Here is a 26,454-nt window from a genome sequence, read left to right as displayed (position 1 = left end):
GCCGTCGTCGTGTGCGGCCCCCTCCCGACCCCGTGGGAGAGGGCCCGGCGCGGCGTGTGCCCAAGCACACAAGGACCCTCCCCCCTGTACCGACGGGCGGCCGGAGCAGGGAACCGCAACCGAATCACCGCAGGTCAGGCCGATTTCGCTCACCCGGGGCCGGTGCGGCGCGATCCGCGTGCGCCGCCCCGGGCGTCCGCCGAGACGCGGACCACACGCGATTGCCGGGGGCCCGCAGAGACGACGACACGTCGTAGCACTACATTGTGTAGTACTACCGGAGGTCGGTACCTGAGAGGTGGGCATGGAAGCTCTTGAACTCGCGAGGTGGCAGTTCGGTGTCACCACGATCTACCACTTCCTGTTCGTTCCGCTCACGATCGGACTGTCGTTCATCGTGGCCGTGCTCCAGACCCTCTGGTACCGCACCGGCAAGCACGAGTACCTCCAGGCGACCCAGTTCTTCGGCAAGCTCTTCCTGATCAACTTCGCCATGGGCGTGGTCACCGGCATCGTGCAGGAGTTCCAGTTCGGCATGAACTGGAGCGAGTACTCCCGGTTCGTCGGCGACGTGTTCGGGGCGCCCCTGGCCATGGAGGCCCTGCTCGCCTTCTTCCTCGAGTCGACCTTCATCGGGCTCTGGATCTTCGGCTGGCACCGGCTCCCGCGCGGCGTCCACCTGGCCTGCATCTGGATGGTGGCGGTCGGCACCAACCTGTCCGCCTACTTCATCCTCGCCGCCAACGCGTGGATGCGGCACCCGGTCGGCTTCACCGTCAACCCGGAGAACGGGCGCGCCGAGCTCAACGACATCTGGGCCGTCCTCAGCAACGACCAGGCCTGGTCCACCTACCTGCACACCGTCTCGGCGGCGTTCATCACCGCCGGCCTGTTCGTCGTGTGCGTCAGCGCCTACAAGCTCTGGCGCAACCAGCGGCACGGCGACACCGGCACCGCGGGCGTCACGCCGCCCAGGAGCGACTTCGCCCTCTTCCGCGGCACCCTCAAGGTCGGCCTGGTCTTCACCCTCGTCGCCGGGGCGGTCGTCGTCTTCTCCGGCGACCACCAGGCCAAGCTCGCCGCCGAGTACGAGCCCATGAAGCTCGCCGCCGCCGAGGCCCTGTGGGAGACCGAGGAGGGGGCCCCCTTCTCCGCCCTGGCCGTCGGCGACACGGAGGAGCGCTACAACCCCATCGACGTCACCGTCCCGAACGTGCTCAGCTTCCTCGCGACCGGCACGTTCGACGGCGAGGTCCACGGGATGAACAACCTCCAGCAGGCCTACGAGGAGTACTACGGCCCGGGCGACTACACCCCCAACGTGTTCGTCGTCTACTGGTCCTTCCGCCTGATGATGGGCTTCGGCCTCTCCGGGGTCGCCGTCGCCGCCCTGGGCCTGTGGCTCACCAGGGGCAGGGAGCGCACCCCGACCAACCGGTGGTTCTACCTCGCGGCGATGCTGTCCCTGCCCGCCGCCCTGGCCGCGAACATCTTCGGCTGGGTGCTCACCGAGATGGGCCGGCAGCCCTGGACGGTGCACGGCTACCTGCTCACCGCCGACAGCGTCTCGCCCGGGGTGAGCCTCGGGACCGTCGCGATGAGCCTGAGCATCTTCACCGCCGTCTACGGGCTCCTCGCCGTGGTGGAGGTCGGACTGCTGGTCAAGTACGTCAAGGCCGGACCCTCCCACCTCGTCCCCGCCCTGGAGAACGACGAGGACGAGTCCGAGATCCCGCACTTCAGCTACTAGGAGCCACGGACCATGGAACTCCCCGTCATCTGGTTCATCGCCATCTCGGTCCTGTGGATCGGGTACTTCGTCCTGGAGGGGTTCGACTTCGGGGTCGGCACGCTCCTCCCGTTCATGGGCAGGCGCAACTCCGTCGACCGCCGGGTCGCCATCAACTCCATCGGCCCGGTGTGGGACGCCAACGAGGTGTGGCTGCTCACCGCGGGCGGCGCCATGTTCGCCGCGTTCCCCGCCTGGTACGCCTCGCTGTTCAGCGGCTTCTACATCCCGCTGTTCGCCATCCTCATCGCCCTGATCCTGCGCGGCGTCGCCTTCGAGTACCGGGGCAAGCGCGACAGCGACGCCTGGCGGACCTGGTGGGACCGGGCGATCTTCTTCGGCAGTGCCGCACCCGCCCTGCTGTGGGGCGTCGTGTTCGCCAACGTCGTGCGGGGCGTGGCCATGGACGCCGACCACATCGTCACCGCCTCCCTGCCGGACCTGCTCAACCCCTACGCCCTGCTCGGCGGTCTGACGACGCTGTCGCTGTTCACCCTGCACGGGGCGATCTTCCTGACCCTGAAGACCGACGGGCCGGTGCGGGCGCGCGCCCGGCGGGCCGCCCTGGGCACGGCCTGCGCGGCGGTCCCCGCGGGCGCCGTCTTCCTGCTGTGGACCCAGGCCGCGTACGGCCACCCGTGGACCCTGCCGCTCGTCGTCGTCGCCGCCTCCGCCCTGGTGGGCGGGGTCGCCGCGGCCTGGAAGGGGCGCGAGGGGTGGTCGTTCGCGTTCACGGCGCTGACCGTCCTCACCGCCGTCGCCGCGCTCTTCGGGGCGCTCTTCCCGAACGTGCTCCCCTCCACCACCGACCCGGCGTTCAGCCTGACCGTGGACAACGCGTCCTCCGCCGACTACACGCTCACGGTGATGACGTGGGTGGCGGTGGTCTTCCTGCCGCTGGTGCTCCTGTACCAGGGCTGGAGCTACTGGGTGTTCCGCCGCCGGGTGACCGGCGCCTCGGTGACCGGGGAGAGCGTCACCGCGCCGGACGGACCGGGGCACGGGGGCGGGGCGGCGGAGCCCCGGAGGACCCCCGTCGCCTGACCCTCGGGGCGGGAGCCCCGCACCGCGGCGCTCCCGGCCCGGCGCGGGGCTCCCCGCGGGGCCGGGACGCCCCGGTGGATACTGGCCCGGAGCCCGCACCGCGCCACCGTGTGAGAACCGCACACCCCGGGTACCCGCGGGACCCGGCCGAGACGACGAGGACCGCACGCATGAAACCCCTTGATCCGCGCCTGGTCCGCACCGCGAGCGCGGTCCGGGTGCACCTGGCGGTCTCCGTGGTCAGCGGAGTGCTCATCACGGGCCTGATCCTGGCCCAGGCATGGCTGCTCGCCCGCGCCGTCACTGGCGCCTGGCAGGGCGAGGGCCTGGACTTGCTGGGCTGGGCGATCGGCGGCGTCGCCGCCATCGCCCTGGCCCGGGCGCTGCTGTCCTACCTGGCCGAGACCTCCGCCCTGTACAGCGCCGCGCGCACGAAGTCGCAGCTGCGCCGCCGCCTGGTGGCGCACGTGACGGGGTCCGGCCGGGTGTGGACCGCCGGCCCCGGCGCCGAGGACGGCCAGGGGTCGCCGAAGGCGGGCGAACTGGTGACCCTGGCGACCAGGGGCCTGGACGCCCTGGACGACTACTTCGCCCGCTACCTCCCCCAGCTCGTCCTGGCGGCGATCGTGCCGTTCGCCGTCCTGGCCGTCGTGTTCCGGGCCGACTGGATCTCCGGGATCGTCGTCCTGGTGACCCTTCCGCTGATCCCGGTCTTCATGGCGCTGATCGGGATGCACACGCAGGCGCGCACCGACCGGCAGTGGCGGCTCCTGAGCCGCCTGGGCGGCCACTTCCTCGACGTGGTGGAGGGGCTTCCGACCCTGGCGGTGTTCCGCCGCGCCAAGGCGCAGGCGGCGATCATCCGCCGGGTCGGCGAGGACCACCGCCGGGCGACGATGGGAACGCTGCGGGTCGCGTTCCTGTCGGCGTTCGCCCTGGAGCTCCTGTCGACCCTGGCGGTGGCGCTGGTCGCCGTCGAGGTCGGCCTGCGCCTGCTCGGCGGCCACATGGACTACCAGACCGCCCTCCTGGTGCTGATCCTCGCACCCGAGGCGTACCTGCCGCTGAGGGAGGTCGGCGCCCGGTTCCACGCGAGCATGGAAGGCGTGGCCGCCGCCGAGCAGGTGTTCGCCGAACTGGACCGCAGGCGCGGCGGGGGGACGGCGGAGGGCTCGGCTCCCCCGGCGACCGGCCGGGCCGCGGCCGCTGCGGGCGGCGACATCCGCTTCGAGGGCGTGGGGATGGGCTACCCGGGCAGGGACGTGCCCGCGCTGTCCGGGCTGGACCTGGAGGTCGCGGCCGGGGAGCACGTACTGCTCACCGGGCCCAGCGGCTCGGGGAAGACCACCCTCCTGTCACTGGTGCTGCGGTTGACCGAGCCCACGGCGGGGCGGATCAGCGTGCGCGCGCCCGGCGGCGGGTGGGAGGCCCTGGACGGGATCCCGGCCGACGACTGGAGGCTCGGCGTCGCGTGGGTGCCCCAGCACCCCTACCTCTTCGACGTGTCCGTGGCCGACAACATCCGGCTCGGCGCCCCCGGCGCCTCCCCGGAGCGGGTGCGGGAGGCGGCCCGGCTCGCCGAGGCCGACGCCTTCGTCCGCGCCCTGCCCGACGGCTACGACACCAGGCTCGGCGAGCGCGGCGCACGGCTGTCCGCGGGGCAGCGGCAGCGGATCGCGCTGGCCCGGGCGATGTGCCGCGACGCCCCGCTCGTGCTGCTGGACGAACCCACCGCCCACCTGGACCCGGAGAACGCGGCGGCTGTGCGCACCGCCGTCGCCAGGCTCCTGGAGGGGCGGACCGCCGTCATCGTCGCCCACGACACCGGTTGGGCGCGCGGCTTCCCCGGCGACACCCTGCGGACCGTGACGCTGCCACTGCCGACCCGGGAAGGGAGCGTGCCGCGATGAACCGCGACGACGCCGACAACGCCGGAGCCGCAGGGGCTCCCGGGACGGATGTGCGGACCGGCCCCGGCGGGGACGCCCCGCCGCTCCCCGGGGGCGGGCGCCGGCGCGACCCGCTGTGGCGGATGGCCGCCCTGGCCCGGCCCCGCGGCGCGAGGTTCGCCCTCGGGGTCCTGCTGGGCGCCGCGGCCACCGGCGCCGGGGTCGCTCTGCTGGGGGTCGCCGCGTGGATGCTCGCCACCGCGGCGAACCATCCCGGCATCACCGCGCTGGGCTTCTCCGTGGTCGCCACCCGTGCGCTGGGCGTGGGCCGCGGCGTCGCGCGCTACCTGGAGCGGCTGGTCACCCACGACGCGGCGTTCCGGACGCTGGCCGAGGTGCGGGTGCGGGTCTACGAGCGGCTGGCCGCGACCGAGCCGTTCGGGCGCTTCCGCTCCGGCGACCTGGTCTCCCGTCTGGTCAACGACACCGAGGCCACCCTGGACCTCCTGGTGCGCGGGCTGACACCCCCGCTGATCTCCCTGGTGACCGGCGGCGCGACCGTCCTCTTCCTGACGGCGGTGTACGTGCCGGGCGGGCTCCTCCTGGCCGGCGGCCTGCTGCTGGCCGGGCTCGCGGTCCCGCTCGCCGCCGCCGCGCTGGGCCGGGAGCCGGGCCGGCGGCAGGGCAAGGCGCGCGGCGAGCTGTCCACCGCGCTCGTGGACACCCTGCACGGGGCGCCCGACCTGGTCGCCTACGGCGCGATGGACCGGCAGGTGGAGCGGGTCGACGCCGCCGATGCCGAGCTGACGCGCCTGGCGCAGCGGGACGCGGCGGTCCTCGGCCTCGGCGCCGGGGCGTCCGCGCTGATCACGGGGCTGACCGTGTGGGGAGCCCTGTTCCTCGGGGTGGCCGCGGTGGAGGGCGGCTCGCTGAGCGCCGTGTCACTGGCGGTCCTGGTCCTGACGACCCTGGCGGCGTTCGAGATCGTCGCCCCCCTGCCCGCCGTCGCCGCGAAGCTGGGGGCGATCCGCGCGAGCGGAGCCCGCCTGTTCGGGGTGCTGGACACCCCGCCCGCCACCGCCCCGCCCACCCGCGCGGGCCTCGACCCCGGCGGCGACCCGACGGTGCGGGTGCGTGACCTGCGGGTGCGCTACGGGCCGGACGAGCCGTGGGCCCTGGACGGGGTGGACCTGGAGATCCCCGCCGGGTGGACGGTCGCGGTGATCGGTCCGAGCGGGGCCGGCAAGAGCACCCTGGCGTCGGTGCTGCTGCGGTTCCGCGACCCCGACGGCGGCCGGGTGGAGCTCGGCGGCGAGGACATCACGACGTACCCGGCGGACGAGGTGCGCGGGATGGTGTCCGGGGTCCCGCAGGACCCGCACGTGTTCGCCTCGACCCTGCGGGAGAACCTGCGGCTGGCCCGGCCGGAGGCGGACGACGGCGAGTTGTGGGAGGCGCTGCGGCGGGCGCGGCTGGCCGACGACGTCGCGGCGACCCCGAAGGGGCTGGACACGCAGGTGGGCACGCACGGCCTGGGGTTGAGCGGCGGTATGGTGCAGCGGCTGGCCCTGGCCCGCGCCGTGCTGGCGGCGCCCCGCGTGCTCGTGCTGGACGAACCGACGGCCCACCTGGACCCGGACACCCGCGACGCGGTGGTGGACGACCTGCTCGCCGCCGCCGAGGGGTTCTCCACCCTGCTGATCACGCACGACATGACGGGTCTGGACCGGGTGGACCGGATCTACGTGGTGCGCGACGGGAGGGTCGTCCAGCACGGGACGCACGAGGAGCTCGCGCGCGCGGAGGGCTGGTACCGCGACGTCGGCTCGGGCTGACCCCGCCGGGACCTCCGCGCGGGGCCCGTCCGCGCGGAGGTCCCGGCCCGGATCTGACACCCGGGCCGGGTTCCTCTAGTGTTCCCCCGTGGCCAATCCTGTACGTGAATTCTTCGGCGGCGTCGGCGTCCTGGCACGCGGCTTCGTCCTGCTTCTGCGCAAACCGCGCCTGTTCCTGCTCGGGGCCCTGCCCGCCCTGCTCACCTCCCTGGTGTTCCTGGGCCTGCTGGTCCTCCTCGTGGTGAACCTGGTCGACCTGGCGGCCTGGGCGACGCCCTTCAGCGACGGCTGGGACCCCTTCTGGCAGGGGCTCCTCCGCGGAGCCGTGTCGGTCGGCATCCTGGCCGGTACGGTCCTGCTGATGGTGGTGACGTTCACGACCGTGACCCTGACGCTCGGGTCGCCCATCTACGACAAGATCACCGAGCTGGTCGAGGAGGAGCTGGGCAACGCGCCCGAGGAGCCCGACGAGTCGCTGATGGCGTCGATGTGGCGTGCCGTGCGCCAGTCGCTGGTGATCGTCGCGGTGTCCCTGCTGGTGTCGGTGCTCGTCCTCGTGGTCGGCTTCGTCCCTCTGGTGGGGCCCGTGGTCGGCCCGGTGCTGGCCGCCCTGCTGGGCGGGTGGCTGCTGGCGATCGAGCTCCTGGCGAGCGCGTTCGACCGCCGGAGACTGACGACCATCCGCGACCGCAGGGAGCACATGGCGAGGCGGCGGATGCGGGTGCTGGGCTTCGCGGTGCCGACCTACCTCCTGCTGGCGATCCCGTTCGTGGCGGTCGTGGTCTTCCCCGCCGCCACGGCGGCCGGCGCGATCCTCACCCGCGACCTGGTGCCCTCCGGACCTGCCGGGCTCGCGTCCGGACAGGACGGGCGGGGCGGGCAGGTCGGACCGGGTGGGCAGACCGGGCCGGGCGGGCAGGCCCTCGGCGGCCCGGCCGGGAGCACGCACCGGGGAGCCCCCGGTACGGAGGGAACCCGGCCGCCCCGGGCGTACCCGGGCGACCGGGGCCCGCAGCACCCGCCCCGGGGACCGCACCCGGGCTGAGCCCGGCCGGTCGCAGGTCGGCCCGGTCGTCCACAGGTGAGGATCGGGCCTGGTCGGAGGCGCGGTGCGCGCTTAGGCTGGAGCCGGGGGGACCCGCGCCTGCCGTCGGGAGGCGGTGGCTCCCCCGGATCCCAGTCTCCCGGGCGAGCCGCAGGCGGGCAACCGACCGGTCACCCGCCTGTGGACGGTGTCGGGACGCGTCACCGCCCCCGTGCGCGTGCCCGCTCCGGGGGTTCCGCGCCCCTTCGCCCCGCCCGCTACCTCAGGCCGGGGGCGCGGCGCAGCGCCGAGGCGATCATCCGCTCGATCAGCGCCGCGTAGTCCACACCGGTGGCGGCCCACATCTGGGGGAACGCCGAGGCCGGGGTGAACCCGGGCATCGTGTTGAGCTCGTTGACGAGGATCTCGCCGTCCTCGGTGTAGAAGAAGTCCACACGGGCCAGGCCCTCGCAGCCCATCGCCTCGAACACGTCCGCCGCCATCGCGCGCAGTCTCGCCGTGACCTCCTCCGGGATCCGCGCCGGGATGGTGAGGCTGCTCGTCGAGAGGTACTTGGCCTCGAAGTCGTAGAAGTCGAACCCGTCGGCGACGTGCACCTCGGCCGGGAAGGACACGTCGGGGGTCCCGCCGTCCTCGGCCTCCAGGACGCCGCACTCGATCTCGCGGCCGACGACCTGCGCCTCCACCAGCACCTTGGGGTCGTGTTCCCGGGCGGCCTCGACGGCGGCGACCACGGCGTCGGCGTCCGAGGTGTCGCGCACCTTGGTGATGCCGACGCTGCTGCCCGCGCGGGCGGGCTTGACGAACACGGTGGCTCCCAGCTCGGCGACGTCGTCCAGCACCCGCTTGCGCTCCGTGCGCCACTGGCGGTCGGAGATCGCGACGAAGTCGCTGGTGGGGATGCCGTTGCCGCGGAGCATGGCCTTCATGAAGACCTTGTCCATGGCGGCGGCGCTGGAGAACACCCCGGCGCCCGCGTAGCGGACCCCCATCATCTCGAACAGCCCCTGGATGGTGCCGTCCTCGCCGAAGGGGCCGTGCAGCAGCGGCAGGACGACGTCCACCTCGGCGAGCCGTTCGGGGCCCTTCTCCGGGTTGACGACCATCAGCTGGCCGGCCGCGTCGAAGGGCAGGGCGAGGTCCGCGCCGTCCTCGGGGACGGTCGGGAGCGCCCGGGTGGCCTCGTCGATGCGCAGCCGTTCGGGATCGCCCGAGGTCAGCACCCAGTTGCCCGTCCTGGTGATGCCGACGGGCACGACCTCGTAGCGGTCCCCGTCGATGACGGACAACACGCTTCCCGCGGTGACGCAGGAGATCTCGTGTTCGGAACTACGCCCGCCGAAGACGACGGCGACCCGAATCTTGCGCTGCTCGGACGACATGCTGCCTGACCTTATCTCGCCAACTGATGGAACCGGAACCGGGAGAAATACCCGTGATGTGTCAGTTTCCCCCGTCAAGGGCCCGGAGGGCGTCCTCGATGAGGTCCTGGGGATCCTCCAGGCCGATGGAGAACCGCACCGCGCCCGGGGAGATGCCCGCGGCCGCCAGTTCGGCCCCGCTCATGCTGCGGTGCGAGGTGGAGGCGACGTGTCCGGCCAGGGTGTGCGTGCCCCCGAGCGAGGCCGCGATGGTCGCCACGCGCAGGCGGTCGGCGAAGGCCGTACCCGCCTCCCGCCCGCCGACCGGGTGCACGGTCACGACCGCTCCGCGTCGCCCCGCGTCGAACAGCTGGTCCGCGAGCACGGACTGCGGGTGCGAGTCGAGGGAGGGGTGGTCGACCCGCTCCACGAGGGGGTGGCCCTCCAGCGCCGCGGCGAAGGCCGCCGCGGTCTCGCACTGGCGCTGCACCCGGAGCGGCAGCGTCTCCAGGCCGCGGTGGAGCAGGTACGCCTCGTCGGGGGCGAGGCAGGGGCCCAGGTCGATGCGCGCCGAGCGGATGCGCCCGATGAGCTCCGGCGAGGCCACGGCCACGCCGCCGGTGGTGTCGCTGTGGCCGCCGATGTACTTGGTGGCGGAGTGCACCACCACGTCGGCGCCGTGCTCCAGGGGCCGGCAGACCGCCGGTGACGCGAACGTGGAGTCCACCACCAGCGCGGCCCCCGCCCCGCGGGCGATCCGCGCCAGGCCCGGCAGGTCGGACACGGTCATCGTGGGGTTGGACAGCGTCTCGGTGAACACGACGCGGGTCCGCGGACCGACGGCGGCGCGCACCGCGTCGAGGTCGGTGATGTCCACGAAGTCGGTGCTCACCCCGAACCGGCGCAGGAGCCGGTCCAGCAGCGAGTGGGTGTTGCCGTAGATGGAGCGGGAGGCCACGACGTGCGCGCCGGCCTCGGTCAGCGCCAGGAACACGGTGCTGAGCGCCCCCATGCCCGAGGAGAAGGCCTGTCCGCGCACGTCCTCCTCCAGGCCCGAGCCCTCCAGCGCGGCCACCGCGTCGGCGAACGCGTCGACGGTGGGGCTGTCGATGCGGGCGTACGAGTAGCCGGGGGAGGCCCCCGCGAGGACGTCCGCGTACTGCTGGGAGGTGTCGAACGCGTAGGTGGTCGCCCTGTGGACCGGCATGCGCATGGGGCGCTCCTGCGGAACCGGCGCCCCGGGGAGGGAGACCGCCCGGGTGTGCTCGCCGCCGCCGGACCCTGCTGTGTGTGACATCGTGCTCGCTCTCAGACCCCGTAGCGTTCCGGCTTGCTGGTGCGCGACATGAACGCCACCAGCGCCTCGGCCGGGCTCAGGTCGTGGTGCATCATCTTGACGACGGCCTCGGTGATCGGCATGTCCACCCCGTTGGCCCACCCGAGTTCGAGGACGGACTCGGAGGACTTGACCCCCTCGGCGGTCTGCCTGGTCTCCGCCACGACCTGTTCGAGGGTCTTGCCCGCGCCCAGTTTCTCACCGAAGGTCCGGTTCCGCGACAGCGGCGAGGAGCATGTCGCGACGAGGTCCCCCATGCCCGCGAGGCCGGACAGCGTGTGCTCGTCGGCGCCCAGGGCCACCGCGAGGCGGGTGGTCTCGGCCAGGCCCCGGGTGATCAGGGACGCCTTGGTGTTGTCCCCGAACCCCATGCCCTCGGCCACGCCCACGGCGAGGCCGATCACGTTCTTCATCGCGCCGCCGATCTCCACCCCGACCAGGTCGGTGCTGGTGTAGGGACGGAAGTACGCCGACTTGAACAGCGACTGGAGCCGGACGGCCGTCTCCTCGTGCGGGCACGCGACGACGGCGGTGGCGGGCTGGCGCTCCGCGATCTCCCGGGCCAGGTTGGGGCCCGACACGACCGCGATGCGCTCCTCCGGGTACTCCAGCACCTGGGCGATGATCTGGCTGACGCGCAGGCAGGTCCCCAGCTCCACGCCCTTCATGAGGCTGACGACCACCGCGTCCTCGCGCAGGTGCGGCCGCCACTCGACGAGGTTCGCGCGCAGTGTCTGCGAGGGGACCGCCAGCACGACCACGTCGGCCCCGGCGAGCGCCCCGGCGGCGTCGGTGGTGGCCCGAAGCCGGGGGTTCAGGCCGATGCCCGGGAAGTAGTCCGGGTTCTCGGAGGTCTCGTTGACCGCGTCCACGACGGACGCCCTGCGCCCCCACAGCACGACCTCGACGGGTTTGGCGCCGGGGTCCCGCTCCCGGGCCAGGTCGGCGGCGTCCGCGATGATGTTCGCGAACACGGTGCCCCAGGAGCCCGCGCCGAGAACGGCGATCCTCACGTTGTCGGTACCCATCTGCCCCGTCACGTCCCCGCGCTGCTCTTCCCGTTGTCGCCGCCGCCCGCGGCGCCGTCACCCGTTCCGCCGTCGGCGTCACCGCCGGTGAGCCGCTCGGCCCGCTTGGCCTCGGCGGCCTCCTCCCGCGCCCTCTTGAAGTCGAAGGGGATCGCGGGCGGCTCCTCCCCGCGGATCTGCGCCTGGAGCGCGGTGATGTCGCCCATGATGAGCTCGGTGGCCTCCTTGAGGACCGTCGCGGTCAGCGGCCGGCCCTCGAACCGGGACAGGTCCACCGGCGGCCCGGCGCGGAAGTCGATGCGCTTGCGCGGGAACAGGCTGGGCTTCTTGGCCCCGTACGGCAGGAGGTTCTGCTCGCCCCAGTGCGCGACCGGGACGACCGGCACGCCCGTGGTCAGCGCCAGCCGCGCCACCCCGGTCTTGGCGGTCATCGGCCACAGGCCCGGGTCGCGGGTGCAGGTGCCCTCCGGGTAGAAGATCACCGAGGAGCCGTCGCGGGTGAGGGCGACCTCCGCCTCGTGGAGCGCCTTCACGGCGTCGGTGCTGCCGCGCTTGATCGGGATCTGCCCCGTGCTCCTGGCCACCGCGCGCACCACGGGGATCTTCATGACCCCGTCCTTCATCGTGAAGGTCGGCCAGCGGCGGGCCCCGATGTAGAGGAAGTGCGCGACCGTCAGCGGGTCGGCCATCGAGAGGTGGTTCGCGGCGATGATCACCCCGCCCCGGGCCGGGACGTTCTCGGTGCCCTCCCAGGTCGGCTTGGTGATGAACCACAGCACGAACCTGACGATCCGGGAGACGACCGCCTTCACCCACCGCGATTCTCGTTGCTTGGCCACGGGACTCCTCACTTCATCGCTCCCGGCCCGTCCGGGCCGCGGAGCACAACCGGTTCAGTGTAGGACGTGGCGGAACCCTCCCAGGTGCCCCCGCCGGACCGGCCCGGGAAGGGCCGCCAGGTCAAGGCTCCGACACGCCACAGGGCGCCCGCGCCGCGCCTCCCCCGAGCGCCTACCCTCGTGACTGTCGTGGCCGATTCGACGTCCCGGGGGAAGCGTGACCGGCTTTGGAGTACGGGGCGGGGCGCCGCGCCCCGGGGTGCGCTGGTCCCTCGTCGTCCCAGTCAAGCACCTCGGCCGCGCCAAGACCCGACTGGCCCTGGCCGCCGGGGGGCTCCGGGAGGACCTGGCGCTGGCGATCGCCTGCGACACGGTCGAGGCGGCCCTGGCCTGCCCCGGCGTGGAGGCCGTGTTCGCGGTGACCGAGGACCCCCGGGCCGGCGCCGAGCTGACCGGCCTGGGCGCGGTCGTGGTCGGCGGCGAGCCCGGCACCGGGCTGAACTCCGCCCTGGCCCACGGGGCCGCGGCCGCACGGCGCAGGCGGCCCGGGGCCGGGGTGTGCGCCCTGTCGGCCGACCTGCCCGCGCTGCGCCCGGACGAGCTGGGCCGGGTCCTCGCCGCGGCGGCCCGCCACGGGCGCTCGTTCCTGCCGGACGCCCCGGGTGTGGGGACGACCCTGCTCGCGGCGGCGCCCGGGCACCCCTTCACCCCCGCGTTCGAGGGGGCCTCGCGTGCGCGGCACCGGGACGGGGGCGCGCACGAGATCGCGCTCCCCGACGTGGCGTCGGTCCGGCGGGACGTGGACACCCCGGAGGACCTGTGCGACGCGGTGGGCCTGGGGGTGGGTCCGCGGACCCGTGAGCTGTGGGAGACGGTCGCGGGCAGCTGCCTGCGGTCGCAGGGCGCGCCCTGACGCCCCTGGGGGCTCCGGGAGGACCCGTCCCGCGCTCGTGGGACCTCTGAGACGCACAGAACGCCCTGTGGCGCGTGTGACCGCCCTCCGGGCGTGCCTCCCGCCGTCGGGAGCACGGGACGCCTTCGCCGCACCCGGAACAGACGCACCCGGAACAGAGATCCGCCCGGGCTCCCCGAAGGGAACCCGGGCGGACTCGGCCCGTCGCCGTGTGGCGGTGGGCTACTTCTTCTTGTCCCCGTTGACGAGGGCCTTGAAGTCAGCGCCGGCGCGGAACTTCGGAACGAAGCTCGCGGGGACGTTGATGGTGGCCCCGGTGGCCGGGTTGCGCGCGGTGCGAGCCGCGCGCTCGGACTTCTCGAAAACGCCGAAGCCCGTGATGGCGACCTTGTCGCCCGACGCCACGGTTGCCTGAATGGTCTCAAGCACAGCGTTGACCGCTTCGGTCGCGGTCTTCTTGTCTCCGAGACGATCGGAGATCGCGTCGATCAGGTCACGCTTGTTCATAAGGTTCCTCCGGTTCCCCCTTGCTCGCACGAAATTAGGGGAAGCAGAGGCCCTTACACAAATACAAACGCCTACGGGCAAGGCGTGTCGGCGCCTTCCCCACCTGCGGGGGAGCCTCACGGAGGGTGCGGTCTGGACCGGTGGAGCCCGGGACTGCGGTCCCTTTTGACCCCTTCTGTAGCTCTCAAATGCCTACGTATAACCGGATTCCGGGCAGCAGACACGCCGAGCTTAAGGACAGCGGGAACGTAAGCGAACGCTCACACCAAGTAAAGGTAAAATATTTCTGGGCCGGGGGTGTGCTGCGTCACACGACGCCTCGATCCCCGGCCCAGAACACGATCCGGCCCCTACAGGGTCACGGGGAGCCACGGCTTCCGGGTCGCCTCGAAGGCCCCGACCTCGTCGGTGTGGCGCAGCGTCAGGGCGATGTCGTCCAGCCCCTCCATCAGCCGCCAGCGGGTGTAGTCGTCGAGCTCGAACGGCTCCTGCACCCCGGCGCCCGGGGAGCGCACCTCGCGCTCGACGAGGTCGACGGTCACCTCGGTCGCCGGGTCGGCCTCGACGGCCTTCCAGATGCGCTCGATGACCTCCTGGGGCAGCAGGACGGTCAGCAGCCCGCCCTTGAGCGAGTTGCCGCGGAAGATGTCCGCGAAGCGCGAGGACAGCACGGTCTTGAAGCCGTAGTCCTGGAGCGCCCAGACGGCGTGCTCGCGGGAGGAGCCGGTGCCGAAGTCCGGGCCGGCCACCAGCACGGACGCGCCCTCGTACTCGGGGCGGTTGAGGACGAAGTCCGGGTCGGACTTGCGCCACTCGGCGAACAGGCCGTCCTCGAAGCCGGTCCGGGCGACCCGCTTGAGGTAGACGGCCGGGATGATCTGGTCGGTGTCGACGTTGCTGGAGCGCAGCGGCACGGCCCGACCGGTGTGGACGTCGAACTTCTCCATGGGGAGGTCTCTCCTAACGGGTCAGGGGCTACAGGGCGGCCAGGTCGGCGGGCGAGGACAGGGTGCCGCGCACGGCGGTCGCCGCGGCGACCTGCGGCGACACCAGGTGGGTGCGCCCGCCGCGGCCCTGGCGGCCCTCGAAGTTGCGGTTCGAGGTCGAGGCGCTGCGCTCGCCCGGCTTGAGCTGGTCGGGGTTCATGCCCAGGCACATCGAGCAGCCCGCCTCGCGCCACTCGGCGCCGGCGGCCTCGAAGACCTCGCCCAGCCCCTCCGCGTTGGCCTGCTCCTTGACCCGCATGGACCCGGGGACCACGAGCATGCGCACCCCCTCGGCGACCCTGCGGCCCCGGATGATCTCGGCGGCGGTGCGAAGGTCCTCGATGCGGCCGTTGGTGCACGAGCCCAGGAAGACGGTGTCCACCCGGACCTCCCGCATCGGCGTCCCCGGCGCGAGGTCCATGTAGGCCAGGGCCTTCTCCGCGGCGGCGCGGGCCGAGGGGTCCTCGTAGGAGGCGGGGTCGGGGACCTCGGCGTGCAGGGGCACGCCCTGGCCGGGGTTGGTGCCCCAGGTGACGAACGGGCTGAGCTCGTCGGCGTCCAGGACGACCTCGGCGTCGAAGACGGCGCCCTCGTCGGTGCGCAGGCTCTTCCAGTGCTCGACGGCGGCCTCGAAGTCCTCGCCCCGGGGGGCGTGCGCGCGGCCCTCGATGTAGTCGAACGTGGTCTGGTCAGGGGCGATCATCCCGGCGCGGGCGCCCGCCTCGATGGACATGTTGCACACGGTCATGCGGGCTTCCATGGACAGGGCCTCGATGGCCTCGCCCCGGTACTCGATGACGTAGCCCTGGCCGCCGCCGGTGCCGATCTTGGCGATGACGGCGAGGATGATGTCCTTGGCGGACACCCCCGGCCGCAGCGTTCCGTCGACCGTGACCGCCATGGTCCGGAAGGGCGCCATGGGCAGGGTCTGGGTGGCCAGCACGTGCTCGACCTGGCTGGTGCCGATGCCGAAGGCCAGGGCCCCGAACGCGCCGTGGGTGCTGGTGTGGCTGTCGCCGCAGACGATGGTCATCCCGGGCTGGGTGAGGCCCAGCTGGGGGCCGACCACGTGCACGACGCCCTGCTCGATGTCGCCCATCGGGTGCAGGCGCACGCCGAAGTCGGAGCAGTTCTTGCGCAGCGTCTCGACCTGCTTGCGGGAGACGGGGTCGGCGATCGGGGCGAGGAGGTCCTGCGTGGGGACGTTGTGGTCCTCGGTGGCGATGGTCAGGTCCGGGCGCCGGACCTTGCGGCCGGCCAGACGCAGCCCCTCGAAGGCCTGGGGGCTGGTCACCTCGTGGACCAGGTGGAGGTCGATGTAGAGCAGGTCCGGCTCGCCGTCGGCACGTCGGACGACGTGCTCCTCCCAGACCTTCTCGGCCATCGTGCGTGCCATGGGCGGTCGCCTCTCTCGTGTCAGACGTGTCGGGCTCGTCTCGGTGTGCCCTGCGCGGACTGCGGGCCGACTTGCATTCCATATTTCGAGACGGCAATATCAAGCCATGGACAACTCTAGCTCATCCAGCGGCGTCGGTGTCCTGGACAAGACCATGTCCGTCCTCGACGCCCTGGAGTCCGGTCCGGCCTCCCTCGCCCAGTTGGTCCAGATCACCGGACTGGCACGGCCGACCGCGCACAGGCTGGCCGTCGCCCTCGAACGGCACCGCATGGTCTCCCGGGACAGCCAGGGCCGGTTCGTGCTCGGCCCCCGCCTCGGCGAACTCTCCATAGCGACCGGGGAGGACCGCCTGCTGGCCGTCGCGGCCCCCGTCCTCGTGCAGCTGCGCGACCTGACCGGCGAGAGCGCCCAGCTCTACCGCCGCCAGGGCGACCTGCGGGTGTGCGTGGCGGCCTCCGAGCGGAGCAGCGGCCTGCGGGACACGGTCCCCGTGGGCAGCGAGCTCCCCATGAACGCCGGTTCGGCCGCCCAGGTCCTCCTCGCCTGGGAGGACTCCGACCGCATACGGCGGTCGCTGGTGGGCGCCCGCTTCACCGCCGCCAGCCTCGCCCAGGTGCGCCGCCGCCGCTGGGCCCAGAGCGTCGCCGAGCGGGAGCAGGGCGTGGCGTCGGTGTCCGCCCCGGTGTCCGGCCCCGGCGGGCGCGTGATCGCCGCCGTCTCGGTGTCCGGCCCGATAGAGCGCCTGACCCGCTCCCCCGGCCGCATCCACTCCCAGGCCGTGCTGTCGGCCGCCGAGAAGATCAGCGAGTCGCTGCACACCGAGGTCGCCCACTGACGCGCCCCACCGTCCGCAGGCCCTTCCCCCGGGTCGACCGGAGGACGGGGCCCGCCCCTCCGCCGGAACCGACCCACCTCGAACAGGCGACCGCGCCCCCGGTGCTCCGGGCGGCGCGGTTCCGCGTCCGGGGCGGTGCGCACGGGCGCTCCGCGGTCCCCGGGGGCCGCCTGCGGCCCCGGCACGGCACCGGCCCGAAGACCGGGCACGTCGGTCCGCGCCCGGGCCGGTCCCGCCCCGACCGTCAGGCGCCCACGAGGTCCATGGGCGAACGGGCCGAGATCGTGGCCGTCTTCGTGGACGCCCCCTCGGCCGCCACGGTGAACTCGCTCTCCGGGGACAGGGCGATCATCCCCAGCCAGTCGCGCACGGTCATCCCGCGCACCAGCTCGGTCGGCTTCGCCGCGCCGCCCTCGCCGTCGACCATGACCAGGGCGTGGATGCGGTTGGTGACCGTGGCGAGCACGACGGGGTGGTCGAACGACTCCAGCCGGCGGAAGACGTCCACGGCCTCGTCGCCGGGCGAGCAGACCAGGATGGTGTAGCGCCCCCGGGGATCGCGCACCCGGGGGTTCTTGACCAGGTAGTGGATGAACTCGCGGGTCGTGCGGGCGTGCGCGGCGAGCAGCTTGGACACGCGCCGCACGTCGGGGCTGTCGACGTGGCGCACGAGGGCCAGCTCGACCTTGCGCGTGGTCTGGAGGAGCCAGTCGATCTCGGTGGCCTCCGCGCGGGTGGGGCGCAGTTCGCCGTCGTCCAGGCCGATCCCGCCGAGCCACGCGTTGACCTCGGACCACAGCCACACGGAGGAGCGGCCGACGGTCGCCTCCGGCGCGGGGAACGGGACGCCGTCCCGGCGCTGGCCGCGGGTCCACTGGGTGACGTTCTGCCTGGTCCGGCCGGTGAGTTCCGCGATGTCGGAGACACCGACGAGCTCCCGGTCCAGACGGACCAGCCGCACCCGGGGCGCCGTGGCGTGGACGCGCTCCATGAGCGCCCTGGCCGCGGTGACGGCGTCGGGCCCGGCCCCGGCCACGGTCAGCCGGGTCACCCCGTGGGAGGAGGAGACCACCGCGTCGAGGTCCTCGGTGAGGGTGTGGACCGAGTCGTGGTCGTCCAGGGTGATCCCGTCGACGACGAAGACGAACTCGTACTCGGCCATCGGCCCCGCCCTCCTCCGTCGCACCGCCCCGCGCACCGGGGACCGGGGCGCGCCGGCCCCGCGTCGGCGTTGACAAACGTCAACAACAGGGTACCTGCCGCGGCGTGATCGCACCATGCCCGGGACGGGGCCGCCGCCGCGGCCCGCACCCGCCGTCCGCGGCCGGACCCCGGGACGCGCCGTCCGCTCCGCCGCGGGGCCGGCCGCCCCGCCGGCTCCCGCGCCGGGATCACCCGCGGGGGCCGCTCGCACCGCGCCGGGGGTCGTCCGGGGGCATGGGGCAGCGCCGGGCCTCCTGCCTGATCCGGCGTGCGGCCCGGCCGGAGTCCCTCGGCGTCCCGGGAACCTGGATGCGGGTGCAGCCGCAGTCGCAGTACAGGCGGCCCCAGTGGCCCTCGCGCCTGAGCACCCACCCCCGCTCCCCCAGCTCCTTGAGGACCTCCCGGACCTCCTTGTCCTGGTGGCGCCCGGGACCGAGCTCACGGCCGGTCACGGCGCACCGCCTCCCCGCGGGGAGGGGCGTGCGGCCCGGTCGGCCGTCCGGGGGGAGAGGTCGCTCTTCATACGCTCCGACAGGGGGTTGGGCGGTCGGGGAGACTGCGCCGCCCCAGTATTCCAGGGGCGGCCCGCCCGCGCGGGCACACCCGGGCCACGCGCGGCGGCGGCGAACGGTTTCCGCGCCCCCGGCCCCGGTCCCCGCACGACCGGAGCGCGGGCGGGCGGCGGTTTCGGGGCAGACCTCGGCAGGAGGTCCGCGGCGCCGGGGACGGACGGCTCCGGGAGGCCGCGACAACGGTGGTGCCCCACGGATCCGACCGGCGTCCTGCACGGGCGGCGGGCCCTGAGGCCACGGCGAGGGGGGCGGCCCCGGACGCACGAAAGGCCCCATCCTTGCGGATGGAGCCTGACTGGTACCCCCGAGCGGATTCGAACCGCCGTTACCGCCTTGAGAGGGCGGCGTCCTAGGCCACTAGACGACGGGGGCCGGACGGGTCGGAGCAGGACCGCGAAACCACGATACCCACACCAACCGGACATCGGTGACATGCACCGACCCAGAAAAAAACTCCCACACCGTGGGAGTCTCTCCCTGTTGGTACCCCCGAGCGGATTCGAACCGCCGTTACCGCCTTGAGAGGGCGGCGTCCTAGGCCACTAGACGACGGGGGCGCACCGGATCAGAGATCCGTGAGACTCACGGAGACCGCAAGTCTGCGCTGGGGTACCAGGACTCGAACCTAGACTAACTGAACCAGAATCAGTCGTGCTGCCGATTACACCATACCCCAGTGCTCTGGGAGGACCCGGTAGCTTCCGCTTCCCTGTCCCCCTCGGCGACGTGGATAACTCTAGCGGACATTCGGAGTGGTCGCGAACCGAATGCGGGGCGGCCGGCCTGTGGCTCCGACCACCCCGGACCGGGGTCCGCGCCTACTCGGACGCGGAGGCCTCCTGGGCGCGCAGCTTGGCCAGCGCGGCCTCCAGCCGCGCCCGCACGCGCTCGCGGCCGAGCAGCTCCAGCGACTCGAACAGCGGCAGTCCGACCGTCCGCCCGGTGACCGCGACGCGCACCGGGGCCTGCGCCTTGCCCAGCTTCAGGCCGAGCGTCGCGCCGGTCTCCTCGGTGGCGGTCTTGAGGTCCTCGGCGGTCCACGGCAGCCCCGGGTCGGCGAAGCGGGACAGGGCGGCCTCCAGCATCTCCGCGCCGACGCCCGGCTTCATGGCCTTGGCCCAGCTCTTCTCGTCCTCGACGGGCTCGGGGAGGAACAGGAAGTCCACGTTGGGCACGATCTCGCTGAGCACCGCCACACGGCTCTGCGCGAGCGGTGCGACGGCGGCGAAGACCTCGGGGTCGTAGTCGGCCGGGTCCCACGGCGCGGCGTCGCCGGTCAGCCACGGCCGGCAGCGCTCCGCGAACTCCTCGGCGCTCAGCGCGCGGATGTACTCGCCGTTGAACGCGCGGAGCTTCTTCTCGTCGAAGAAGGCGCTGGAGCTGTTGACGTCCTCGATGCGGAACAGGGGCACCATCTCCGACCACGGCATGATCTCGCGGTCGTCGCCGGGGGCCCACCCCAGCAGCATGAGGTAGTTGACCATCGCCTCGGCGAGGTAGCCCTCCTCCTGGTAGGACTCCAGGGCCACCTTGTCACGGCGCTTGGACAGCTTCTTGCGCTGCTCGTTGACGATGACGGGCAGGTGCGCCCACACCGGCGGGGTCAGGCCCAGCGCCTCCCACAGCAGCTGCTGCTTGGGGGTGTTGGACAGGTGCTCCTCGCCGCGGACGACCTGGTTGATGCCCATCTCCACGTCGTCCACGACGTTGGCCAGGACGAACAGCGGCGAGCCGTCGGCACGCGCGATCACGAAGTCCTCGATGGCGGAGTGCTCGAACTCCACCCGGCCGCGGATCCGGTCCTCCACCACGGTGGGCCCGCCGTCGGGCACGCGGAAGCGCAGCGCGCGGCCGGGGCCCGGCTCCAGGCCGCGCTCACGGCAGTGGCCGTCGTACCCCAGGTTGGGGTTGTCGCGCCGCTCCTGCACCTGCTCTCGGGTGCAGTCGCAGTAGTAGGCGCGGCCGTTCTTGTACAGCTCCTGCGCGGTCTCGCGGTGCTTGTCGGCGTAGGCCGACTGGAAGTAGGGGCCCTCGAAGTGCGGGTCGTCCTCGCCGATGCCGAGCCAGGCCAGCGCACGGACGATGCCCTCGGTCCACTCGGGACGGTTGCGGGCGGCGTCGGTGTCCTCGATGCGCAGCACCATGCGCCCCTCGGAGCTCTGCTGGGCCAGCGCCCAGTTGAACAGTGCGGATCGGGCGCCGCCGACGTGGAACATGCCCGTGGGGGACGGGGCGAAGCGGGTACGAAGCGAAGTCTCAGTCACGCAGCCCAGGGTATCCGTGGTGCGCGGGGGCCCGGGGGAGGTCCGCCGGCGGCCGGGCGGCCTCACTCCTGCGCGGGCCTGACCGCCAGGGGCCTCGGGAAGCCGAAACCGATCCCGTACCCCTGGGCCAGGGCGTCCGCGAACGCCGCGGCGATCTTGGTCTCACCGCCGGCGTTGGGGTGGGTGCCGTCGTAGGTGTCGGCGGCCGCGTCCCAGGACTCCCTGCCCGCGACGTCGAGGCTGATCACGGGCGAGGTGTCCGTGGACAGGTCGGCGGCGACCTCGCGGACGAGCTCGTTGTAGGCGTAGACCCGCAGCGCGAACCCCTCGTCGGACTCGGCCAGGGCGATGGGGAGGGCCTCGGCGATCACGATGCGCAGGTGCGGGTTGCCCGCGCGGGCCGACTCCACGTAGCCGCGCAGCCGGTGCTCCATCTCCTCCATGGTGACGGGCCACAGCAGGTCGTTCACGCCGAGCATGACGCACAGGACGTCGGGCCGGTGGACCCGGACCTCCTCCCCGATGGAGGCCGCGGCGTCGCGCAGGGTGCGCCCCCACAGGGCGTTGTGGTTCTGGTCGAAGTCGGGGTCGCGGTACTCGACGGTGTCCGGGTCGCCGTCGGCTCCGGGCCAGACGACCCCCTCCAGCCCCTGCGGCTCCCCGGGGGAGGGGCCGGAGGGCTCCTGTCCCGGGCGGTCCGCCGGGGCGCCGTCCCCGCCGCCCTCCTCGTAGCCCTCGGCCGGGTCCTGCGCGGGGCTCTCCACGGCCTCGTCCCCGGTCGTGGGGACGGGCAGGATCATCTCCCGGGTGGCGGGATCGGTGTAGGGGCCGACGAAGTCGAGCCCCTCCACCTGCGGGGCGAGGTGGTTCCACAGGTGGTAGCGCCAGGTCCGGTCGCCGTTGGCGCCCTGGGTCATCGAGTCGCCCGCCAGCATGATGCGGCGCGGGTGGTCCACTGGTACCTCCGCTTCCCGTACGGTCTCGCCGCCGTCGTCGCGCACGGCGGTCCAGTAGAAGGTCCCCGCGACCAGGAGCACGGCCGCGAGCGCGCCCGCGAGGACGAGGGGGCGGGGGCGGCGGTGTCGGGGGGTCGTCACGTGTGGGCCTTCCGCTGGTCCGTGGGCCGGCGGCGAGGCGCGCCGCCGGCCCCGTGGTGGGACGGTGTTCCGCGGGCTCCCGGCCGCGGAGCCCGGTCAGTCGCGGGCCACCACCCGGTTGCTGATGGTGCCCAGCCCCTCCACCGTCACCGAGACCTCCTGGCCGATCCGCACCGGCCCCACCCCGGCCGGGGTGCCGGTGAGGACCACGTCACCGGGGAGGAGCGTCATGAAGGAAGTGACATAGGCGATGATGTCCGGGATGTCGTGGATGAACTGCGAGGTCCGCCCGGACTGGCGGACCTCCCCGTCCACGGTGGTGGTGAGCGCCAGGTCCTGGGCCTCCTCGATGCTCAGCCCGGTGGTGATCCAGGGCCCGATCGGGCAGAAGGAGTCGAAGCCCTTGGCCCGCGTCCACTGCTTGTCCTTCTTCTGGAGGTCGCGTGCGGTGACGTCGTTGGCGACGGTGTACCCGAAGATCACGTCCTTGGCGCGCTCGCGCGGCACCTCCCGGCAGGGCCGCGAGATGACGATGGCCAGCTCGCCCTCGAAGTCGACCCGCTCCGAGACCGAGGGGTGGAAGATCGGGTCGTTGGGACCGGCCACGGAGGTGGACGGCTTGAGGAACACGACGGGCTCGTCGGTGGACTCGCCCGTGACGTCCTTCATCTCCGCGACGTGGTCGGCGTAGTTCTTGCCGATGCAGACCACCTTGGTGGGCAGGACCGGTGAGAGCAGCCGGACGTCGGAGAGCCTGGCCCTCTCACCTGTCAGTTTGATGTCGCCGAGGAGAGGGTGTCCGCTCAGCCTCGCGACGAACTCCTCCCCACTGTCGGAATCGGTGTCGATCAGCCCGAAACCGACCTCGTCCCCGACCGCGAACCGTGCGATGCGCACCTGGTGCCTCCCAGCAGCCCCGTTGTCTCTCTTGCGGTTGAAGCGTATCCGCGCGCCGGGGCCGGGGTGCGGGCGGGACTCGGTCCGGAACCCCGGCGGGCCAGGACCGGAACCCGGGGTGCGACGGTCCGCAGGCCTCCGGGCGCACAACGGCCGAGCTCCGGGACACCGGGGTTCCCCGGATGCCCGCCTGGCCCGAACTCCGGGTGAACTCTGGCATGCTGGGTCCGATATCCACTGTCGAGAGGTTGCTCGTCGTGCCCACGTCCGCTTCGCCCACGGGCCGGTCCCGTGCCAGGCACCGCCGACGCCGGTACCCGATGGGGCTGGCACTGGGCCTGTGCCTGGTCTCCGGTGCCTCGGCCGTGCTCATGATCAGCGTGCCCGCGCCGCCGTCCGACCTCGACTCCCCCTCGGAGACCTCCGCCACCGCCCCTGTGGGCGACGGCGTTCCCGACGACTCCGGCGACCCCAGGGCCTCGGCGGAGGAGTCCGGGCAGGTGGACAGCGCCTCCGGGCAGGGTCAGGAGACCTCCCCCTCCCCGGAGGAGGCGGAAGAGGAGGAGCCCGTCCTCCTCCGCTCCGTGGAGGAGGAGGTCGACAGCGCCGACGGCGAGATGACCGTGATGGAGGGCGAGAGCGACGTCATGGGGGACGGCCCCCTGACGACCTTCGCCGTGGAGGTCGAGGACGGGCTCCCCGGCAAGGCCGAGGACTTCGTGGCCGCCGTCGAGGAGATCCTGGGCGACCCCCGCAGCTGGGGGGACGACGGGGAGCGCTCGCTCCAGCGGGTGGACGGCGACGACGCCGACATCCGGGTCCTGCTGGCCGCGCCGGACACCGTCGACCGCATGTGCGCCCCGCTCAACACCAACGGGTACGTCTCCTGCGCCAACGGCAACCGGGCGATCATCAACCAGAACCGCTGGGTGGGGAGCGTCCCCCACTTCGACGACGACCTGGAGACCTACCGGGTCTACCTGATCAACCACGAGGTGGGGCACACCCTGGGCCACGGCCACGTCAACTGCCCCGGCGAGGGCGAGCCCGCCCCCGTGATGCAGCAGCAGACCCTCGGCCTCCAGGGGTGCGAGGCCAACGGCTGGGTCCACCCGGACAACGGGCCCGCCGACGGGGCCGACGAGGACCCCGACGACTGACCCGCCGCCGCGCGCCCGCCGCGGGCCGTCCCGTCAGACCTGCGGATAGCCCTGCCGGAGGAGTCCGTAGGTGACGGCCTGTTCGAGCGCCGCCCAGGACGCGTCGACGACGTTGGGGCCGACGCCCACCGTGGTCCACTCCCCCGCCCCGTCGCTGAAGGACACGAGGATGCGGGTGACGGCGTTGGTACCCGAGGTGCCCTCCAGGATGCGGACCTTGTAGTCCGTCAGCTCCAGTCCGGCCAGGGCGGTGTAGGCGCCCTCCATGGAGCTGCGCAGCGCCCGGTCGAGGGCGTTGACCGGACCGTTGCCCTCGGCGGTGGCGATCACGCGCTCGCCCTTGACGAGCAGCTTCACCGTGGCCTCGGTGAGGCTCTCGTAGCCGTTGGACAGGGAGTCGGCGCCCGTGGCCGGCCTGCGCTCGGTGATGACCCGCCACGACTCGGTGTCGAAGTAGCGGACCGGGGAACCGAGCTCCTCGCGCAGCAGCAGCTCCAGGGAGGCGTCGGCCGCCTCGAAGCTGTACCCGGAGAGCTCCAGGGCCTTGACCCGCTCCACGACCCGGCCGGCCAGCGCCCGGTCGCCGGAGAGGTCCAGCCCCAGCTCCTGGGCCTTGAGCTCGATGGAGGCCCGTCCGGCCATGTCGGAGACGAGCATCCGCATGGTGTTGCCGACCAGGGCGGGGTCGGTGTGCTGGTACAGGTCGGGGTCGACCTTGATCGCCGAGGCGTGCAGCCCCGCCTTGTGGGCGAACGCCGACACCCCCACGTAGGGCTGGTGGGTGTCGGGGGTGAGGTTGACGATCTCCGCGACGGCGGTCGCGACGCGCGTCATCTCCGGCAGGCAGCCGTCGGGGAGCACGTCGAGGCCGCGCTTGAGGGTGAGGGCGCCGACCACCGAGAACAGGTTGGCGTTGCCGACCCGTTCCCCGTAGCCGTTGGCGGTGCACTGCACGTGGGTGGCACCGGCGTCCACGGCGGCGAGGGTGTTGGCGACGGCGCAGCCGGTGTCGTCCTGGGCGTGGATGCCCAGGCGGGCGCCGGTGGCCTCGCGGACCTCGGTGACGACGCGGGTGATGTCGCCGGGGAGCATGCCGCCGTTGGTGTCGCAGAGGACGACGACGTCGGCCCCCGCCCCGGCTGCGGTGCGGACCACGTCGAGGGCGTGGTCGGGGTTGTGGTGGTAGCCGTCGAAGAAGTGCTCGCAGTCCACGAACACGCGCTGGCCGTGTTCGCGCAGGTGGGACACCGTGTCGGCGATCATGGCGAGGTTCTCGTCGAGGGTGGTGCGCAGGGCGCGCTCGACGTGCCGGTCGTCACTCTTGGCGACAAGGGTGACGACCGGCGCGCCGCTGTCGCGCAGGGCGGCCACCTGGGGGTCGTCGGCGGCCCGCACACCGGCCCGGCGGGTCGCGCCGAACGCGGTGAGCTGCGCGTGCCTCAGCGTGAGCTCTCGTGAAGCCCGCTGGAAGAACTCGGTGTCCTTGGGGTTCGCCCCCGGCCACCCTCCCTCGATGAACGCCACCCCGAAGTCGTCCAGCAACTGCGCGATGGCCAGCTTGTCGGAGACCCGCAGGTTGATCCCCTCGCGCTGGGCTCCGTCGCGCAGCGTGGTGTCGAAGACGTGGAAACTGTCGTCCCTCATGGGCGGAACTCCCGAAGGTGGATGCTGTGGTGTGGCCGACCGGCCCCCGCCAACAAAAAAGACCCCCCGTGGACACGAGAGGTCGGCGCGCTGGCGAGGTACGTCGGTCAGCCAGCGCGCCTCACGATAATGAGAACCTGAGACGGCATGAGGTCAGTGTGCCACAAGGCGGCCGGGTCCTCCGTGTTCAGCGGCCGATTGTCCCATTGTTCGAGACGGGAGTTTCTCGGAACGGACGTTTCACCCCCTCGGACCGCGGCGCCGGGACACGCCGGGGCGTACGCGCTCCCGGGGAGGCGGCGGCCCGCGCGGGCCGCCCCTCCAGGACGGCCCGCGCGCAGTCACGCCCTAGACGTCACGGCCCGAGAACTTGGTGATCCAGCCGTGCTTGTCGGCGCGCAGCCCCGTCTGGAGGCCCACCAGCTCCTCGCGGAGGCGCATGGTGACCGGTCCGGGCGTGCCGTCGCCGACCGTGAACGCGCCCTCGTCGCTCTTGACGAACCCGACGGGCGTGATCACGGCCGCGGTGCCGCAGGCGAACACCTCGGTGAGTTCCCCCGACTCGGCCGCCTCGCGCCACTCGTCGGTGGAGATGGGGGCCTCCTCCGCCGGGATGCCGAGGTCGGGGGCCAGGGTCAGCAGGGACTCACGGGTGATGCCGGGCAGGAGGGTGCCGGTCAGCGGCGGCGTGCGCAGGCGCGCGTTCTCACCCGAGCCGAACACGAACCACAGGTTCATGCCGCCCATCTCCTCGACCCAGCGGTGTTCGCGGGAGTCGAGCCAGACGACCTGGTCGCACCCCTTCTCGACC

At 73.0% G+C, this 26,454-nt stretch carries 22 protein-coding genes and 3 tRNA genes; 8 read left to right on the top strand and 17 right to left on the bottom strand.

Annotated features, from left to right (window positions below; all coding sequences use genetic code 11):
• Nucleotides 1-304: 304 nt before the first annotated feature.
• The 5 genes from ABZ234_RS15835 (at nucleotide 305) to ABZ234_RS15815 (ending at nucleotide 7,602) form a co-directional block, all read left to right on the top strand.
• Nucleotides 305-1,750 (top strand): cytochrome ubiquinol oxidase subunit I, encoded by a 1,446-nt coding sequence (locus ABZ234_RS15835; RefSeq protein ID WP_355012537.1) that lies wholly within the window; start codon nucleotides 305-307, stop codon nucleotides 1,748-1,750.
• A 12-nt stretch (nucleotides 1,751-1,762) separates the two neighbouring features.
• Nucleotides 1,763-2,833, top strand: coding sequence for a cytochrome d ubiquinol oxidase subunit II (gene cydB / locus ABZ234_RS15830; RefSeq protein WP_355012536.1), 1,071 nt, complete (start codon nucleotides 1,763-1,765; stop codon nucleotides 2,831-2,833).
• A 170-nt stretch (nucleotides 2,834-3,003) separates the two neighbouring features.
• A complete protein-coding gene (gene cydD / locus ABZ234_RS15825) occupies nucleotides 3,004-4,743 on the top strand; it encodes a thiol reductant ABC exporter subunit CydD (RefSeq protein ID WP_355012535.1) in 1,740 nt (579 codons plus the stop codon).
• A gap of 122 nt (nucleotides 4,744-4,865) precedes the next feature.
• Entirely contained in the window at nucleotides 4,866-6,557 is a 1,692-nt protein-coding gene (cydC, locus tag ABZ234_RS15820) for a thiol reductant ABC exporter subunit CydC (protein ID WP_355012576.1), read from the top strand.
• 88 nt (nucleotides 6,558-6,645) lie between these two features.
• Nucleotides 6,646-7,602, top strand: a complete 957-nt coding sequence (locus tag ABZ234_RS15815) for an EI24 domain-containing protein (RefSeq protein ID WP_344176478.1) — start codon at nucleotides 6,646-6,648, stop codon at nucleotides 7,600-7,602.
• 257 nt (nucleotides 7,603-7,859) lie between these two features.
• Here the strand turns inward: ABZ234_RS15815 and ABZ234_RS15810 are convergent, their stop codons facing one another.
• From ABZ234_RS15810 to ABZ234_RS15795, 4 genes are all read right to left on the bottom strand, one after another.
• Nucleotides 7,860-8,984, bottom strand: a complete 1,125-nt coding sequence (locus ABZ234_RS15810) for a D-alanine--D-alanine ligase family protein (RefSeq protein WP_355012534.1) — start codon at nucleotides 8,982-8,984, stop codon at nucleotides 7,860-7,862.
• 61 nt (nucleotides 8,985-9,045) lie between these two features.
• Nucleotides 9,046-10,260, bottom strand: a complete 1,215-nt coding sequence (locus ABZ234_RS15805) for an aminotransferase class I/II-fold pyridoxal phosphate-dependent enzyme (RefSeq protein WP_355012533.1) — start codon at nucleotides 10,258-10,260, stop codon at nucleotides 9,046-9,048.
• Nucleotides 10,261-10,271: 11 nt separating this feature from the next.
• Nucleotides 10,272-11,327: an NAD(P)H-dependent glycerol-3-phosphate dehydrogenase gene (locus tag ABZ234_RS15800; protein WP_355012532.1), complete on the bottom strand. Its 1,056-nt coding sequence runs from the start codon at nucleotides 11,325-11,327 to the stop codon at nucleotides 10,272-10,274.
• 8 nt (nucleotides 11,328-11,335) lie between these two features.
• On the bottom strand, nucleotides 11,336-12,166 hold the full coding sequence (locus ABZ234_RS15795; protein WP_267946477.1) for a lysophospholipid acyltransferase family protein: 831 nt from the start codon (nucleotides 12,164-12,166) through the stop codon (nucleotides 11,336-11,338).
• 217 nt (nucleotides 12,167-12,383) lie between these two features.
• On the opposite strand from ABZ234_RS15795, the gene cofC reads away from it, so the two are divergent.
• The gene (gene cofC / locus ABZ234_RS15790) at nucleotides 12,384-13,079 is read left to right on the top strand and encodes a 2-phospho-L-lactate guanylyltransferase (protein ID WP_352984086.1); all 696 of its coding nucleotides are present in this window, start codon (nucleotides 12,384-12,386) and stop codon (nucleotides 13,077-13,079) included.
• Between the two features lie 222 nt (nucleotides 13,080-13,301).
• Here cofC and ABZ234_RS15785 read toward each other — a convergent pair whose 3' ends face one another.
• The 3 genes from ABZ234_RS15785 to leuC form a co-directional block, all read right to left on the bottom strand.
• Nucleotides 13,302-13,586 carry an HU family DNA-binding protein gene (locus ABZ234_RS15785; RefSeq protein ID WP_267946479.1) on the bottom strand — a complete coding sequence of 95 codons (285 nt, stop codon included), beginning with the start codon at nucleotides 13,584-13,586 and terminating at the stop codon, nucleotides 13,302-13,304.
• Between the two features lie 350 nt (nucleotides 13,587-13,936).
• On the bottom strand, nucleotides 13,937-14,533 hold the full coding sequence (gene leuD, locus ABZ234_RS15780; protein ID WP_267946480.1) for a 3-isopropylmalate dehydratase small subunit: 597 nt from the start codon (nucleotides 14,531-14,533) through the stop codon (nucleotides 13,937-13,939).
• A 28-nt stretch (nucleotides 14,534-14,561) separates the two neighbouring features.
• A complete protein-coding gene (gene leuC / locus ABZ234_RS15775; protein ID WP_267946481.1) occupies nucleotides 14,562-15,968 on the bottom strand; it encodes a 3-isopropylmalate dehydratase large subunit in 1,407 nt (468 codons plus the stop codon).
• A 106-nt stretch (nucleotides 15,969-16,074) separates the two neighbouring features.
• On the opposite strand from leuC, the gene ABZ234_RS15770 reads away from it, so the two are divergent.
• Nucleotides 16,075-16,806 (top strand): IclR family transcriptional regulator, encoded by a 732-nt coding sequence (locus ABZ234_RS15770; RefSeq protein WP_267946482.1) that lies wholly within the window; start codon nucleotides 16,075-16,077, stop codon nucleotides 16,804-16,806.
• Between the two features lie 244 nt (nucleotides 16,807-17,050).
• On the opposite strand, the gene ABZ234_RS15765 is transcribed toward ABZ234_RS15770, so the two are convergent.
• The 8 genes from ABZ234_RS15765 to ABZ234_RS15730 all read right to left on the bottom strand — a co-directional run bounded on the left by ABZ234_RS15765 (nucleotide 17,051) and on the right by ABZ234_RS15730 (nucleotide 22,839).
• Nucleotides 17,051-17,968 (bottom strand): hypothetical protein, encoded by a 918-nt coding sequence (locus tag ABZ234_RS15765; RefSeq protein WP_267946483.1) that lies wholly within the window; start codon nucleotides 17,966-17,968, stop codon nucleotides 17,051-17,053.
• A 229-nt stretch (nucleotides 17,969-18,197) separates the two neighbouring features.
• Entirely contained in the window at nucleotides 18,198-18,461 is a 264-nt protein-coding gene (locus ABZ234_RS15760) for a hypothetical protein (protein WP_267946484.1), read from the bottom strand.
• A 416-nt stretch (nucleotides 18,462-18,877) separates the two neighbouring features.
• Nucleotides 18,878-18,953: transfer RNA gene (locus ABZ234_RS15755), tRNA-Glu, on the bottom strand.
• Nucleotides 18,954-19,062: 109 nt separating this feature from the next.
• A tRNA-Glu gene (locus ABZ234_RS15750) sits at nucleotides 19,063-19,138 on the bottom strand.
• Between the two features lie 47 nt (nucleotides 19,139-19,185).
• Nucleotides 19,186-19,257, bottom strand: a tRNA-Gln gene (locus tag ABZ234_RS15745).
• A gap of 142 nt (nucleotides 19,258-19,399) precedes the next feature.
• Nucleotides 19,400-20,845, bottom strand: coding sequence for a glutamate--tRNA ligase (gene gltX / locus ABZ234_RS15740; protein ID WP_355012531.1), 1,446 nt, complete (start codon nucleotides 20,843-20,845; stop codon nucleotides 19,400-19,402).
• 62 nt (nucleotides 20,846-20,907) lie between these two features.
• On the bottom strand, nucleotides 20,908-21,942 hold the full coding sequence (locus ABZ234_RS15735; RefSeq protein ID WP_355012530.1) for a GDSL-type esterase/lipase family protein: 1,035 nt from the start codon (nucleotides 21,940-21,942) through the stop codon (nucleotides 20,908-20,910).
• Nucleotides 21,943-22,038: 96 nt separating this feature from the next.
• Entirely contained in the window at nucleotides 22,039-22,839 is an 801-nt protein-coding gene (locus ABZ234_RS15730; RefSeq protein WP_267946487.1) for a fumarylacetoacetate hydrolase family protein, read from the bottom strand.
• 320 nt (nucleotides 22,840-23,159) lie between these two features.
• On the opposite strand from ABZ234_RS15730, the gene ABZ234_RS15725 reads away from it, so the two are divergent.
• On the top strand, nucleotides 23,160-23,999 hold the full coding sequence (locus tag ABZ234_RS15725; protein ID WP_355012575.1) for a DUF3152 domain-containing protein: 840 nt from the start codon (nucleotides 23,160-23,162) through the stop codon (nucleotides 23,997-23,999).
• 33 nt (nucleotides 24,000-24,032) lie between these two features.
• Here ABZ234_RS15725 and cimA read toward each other — a convergent pair whose 3' ends face one another.
• Together cimA and ABZ234_RS15715 are read right to left on the bottom strand one after the other, a co-directional pair.
• Nucleotides 24,033-25,643, bottom strand: coding sequence for a citramalate synthase (cimA, locus tag ABZ234_RS15720; protein ID WP_267946488.1), 1,611 nt, complete (start codon nucleotides 25,641-25,643; stop codon nucleotides 24,033-24,035).
• Nucleotides 25,644-25,991: 348 nt separating this feature from the next.
• On the bottom strand, nucleotides 25,992-26,454 hold a 463-nt coding region (locus tag ABZ234_RS15715), incomplete at its 5' end, for an aminotransferase class IV (RefSeq protein WP_355012529.1).

This window comes from Nocardiopsis sp. NPDC006198, from assembly GCF_040613895.1.
Classification (GTDB): domain Bacteria; phylum Actinomycetota; class Actinomycetes; order Streptosporangiales; family Streptosporangiaceae; genus Nocardiopsis; species Nocardiopsis tropica.
This window is presented reverse-complemented; position numbering and strand designations above follow the sequence as displayed.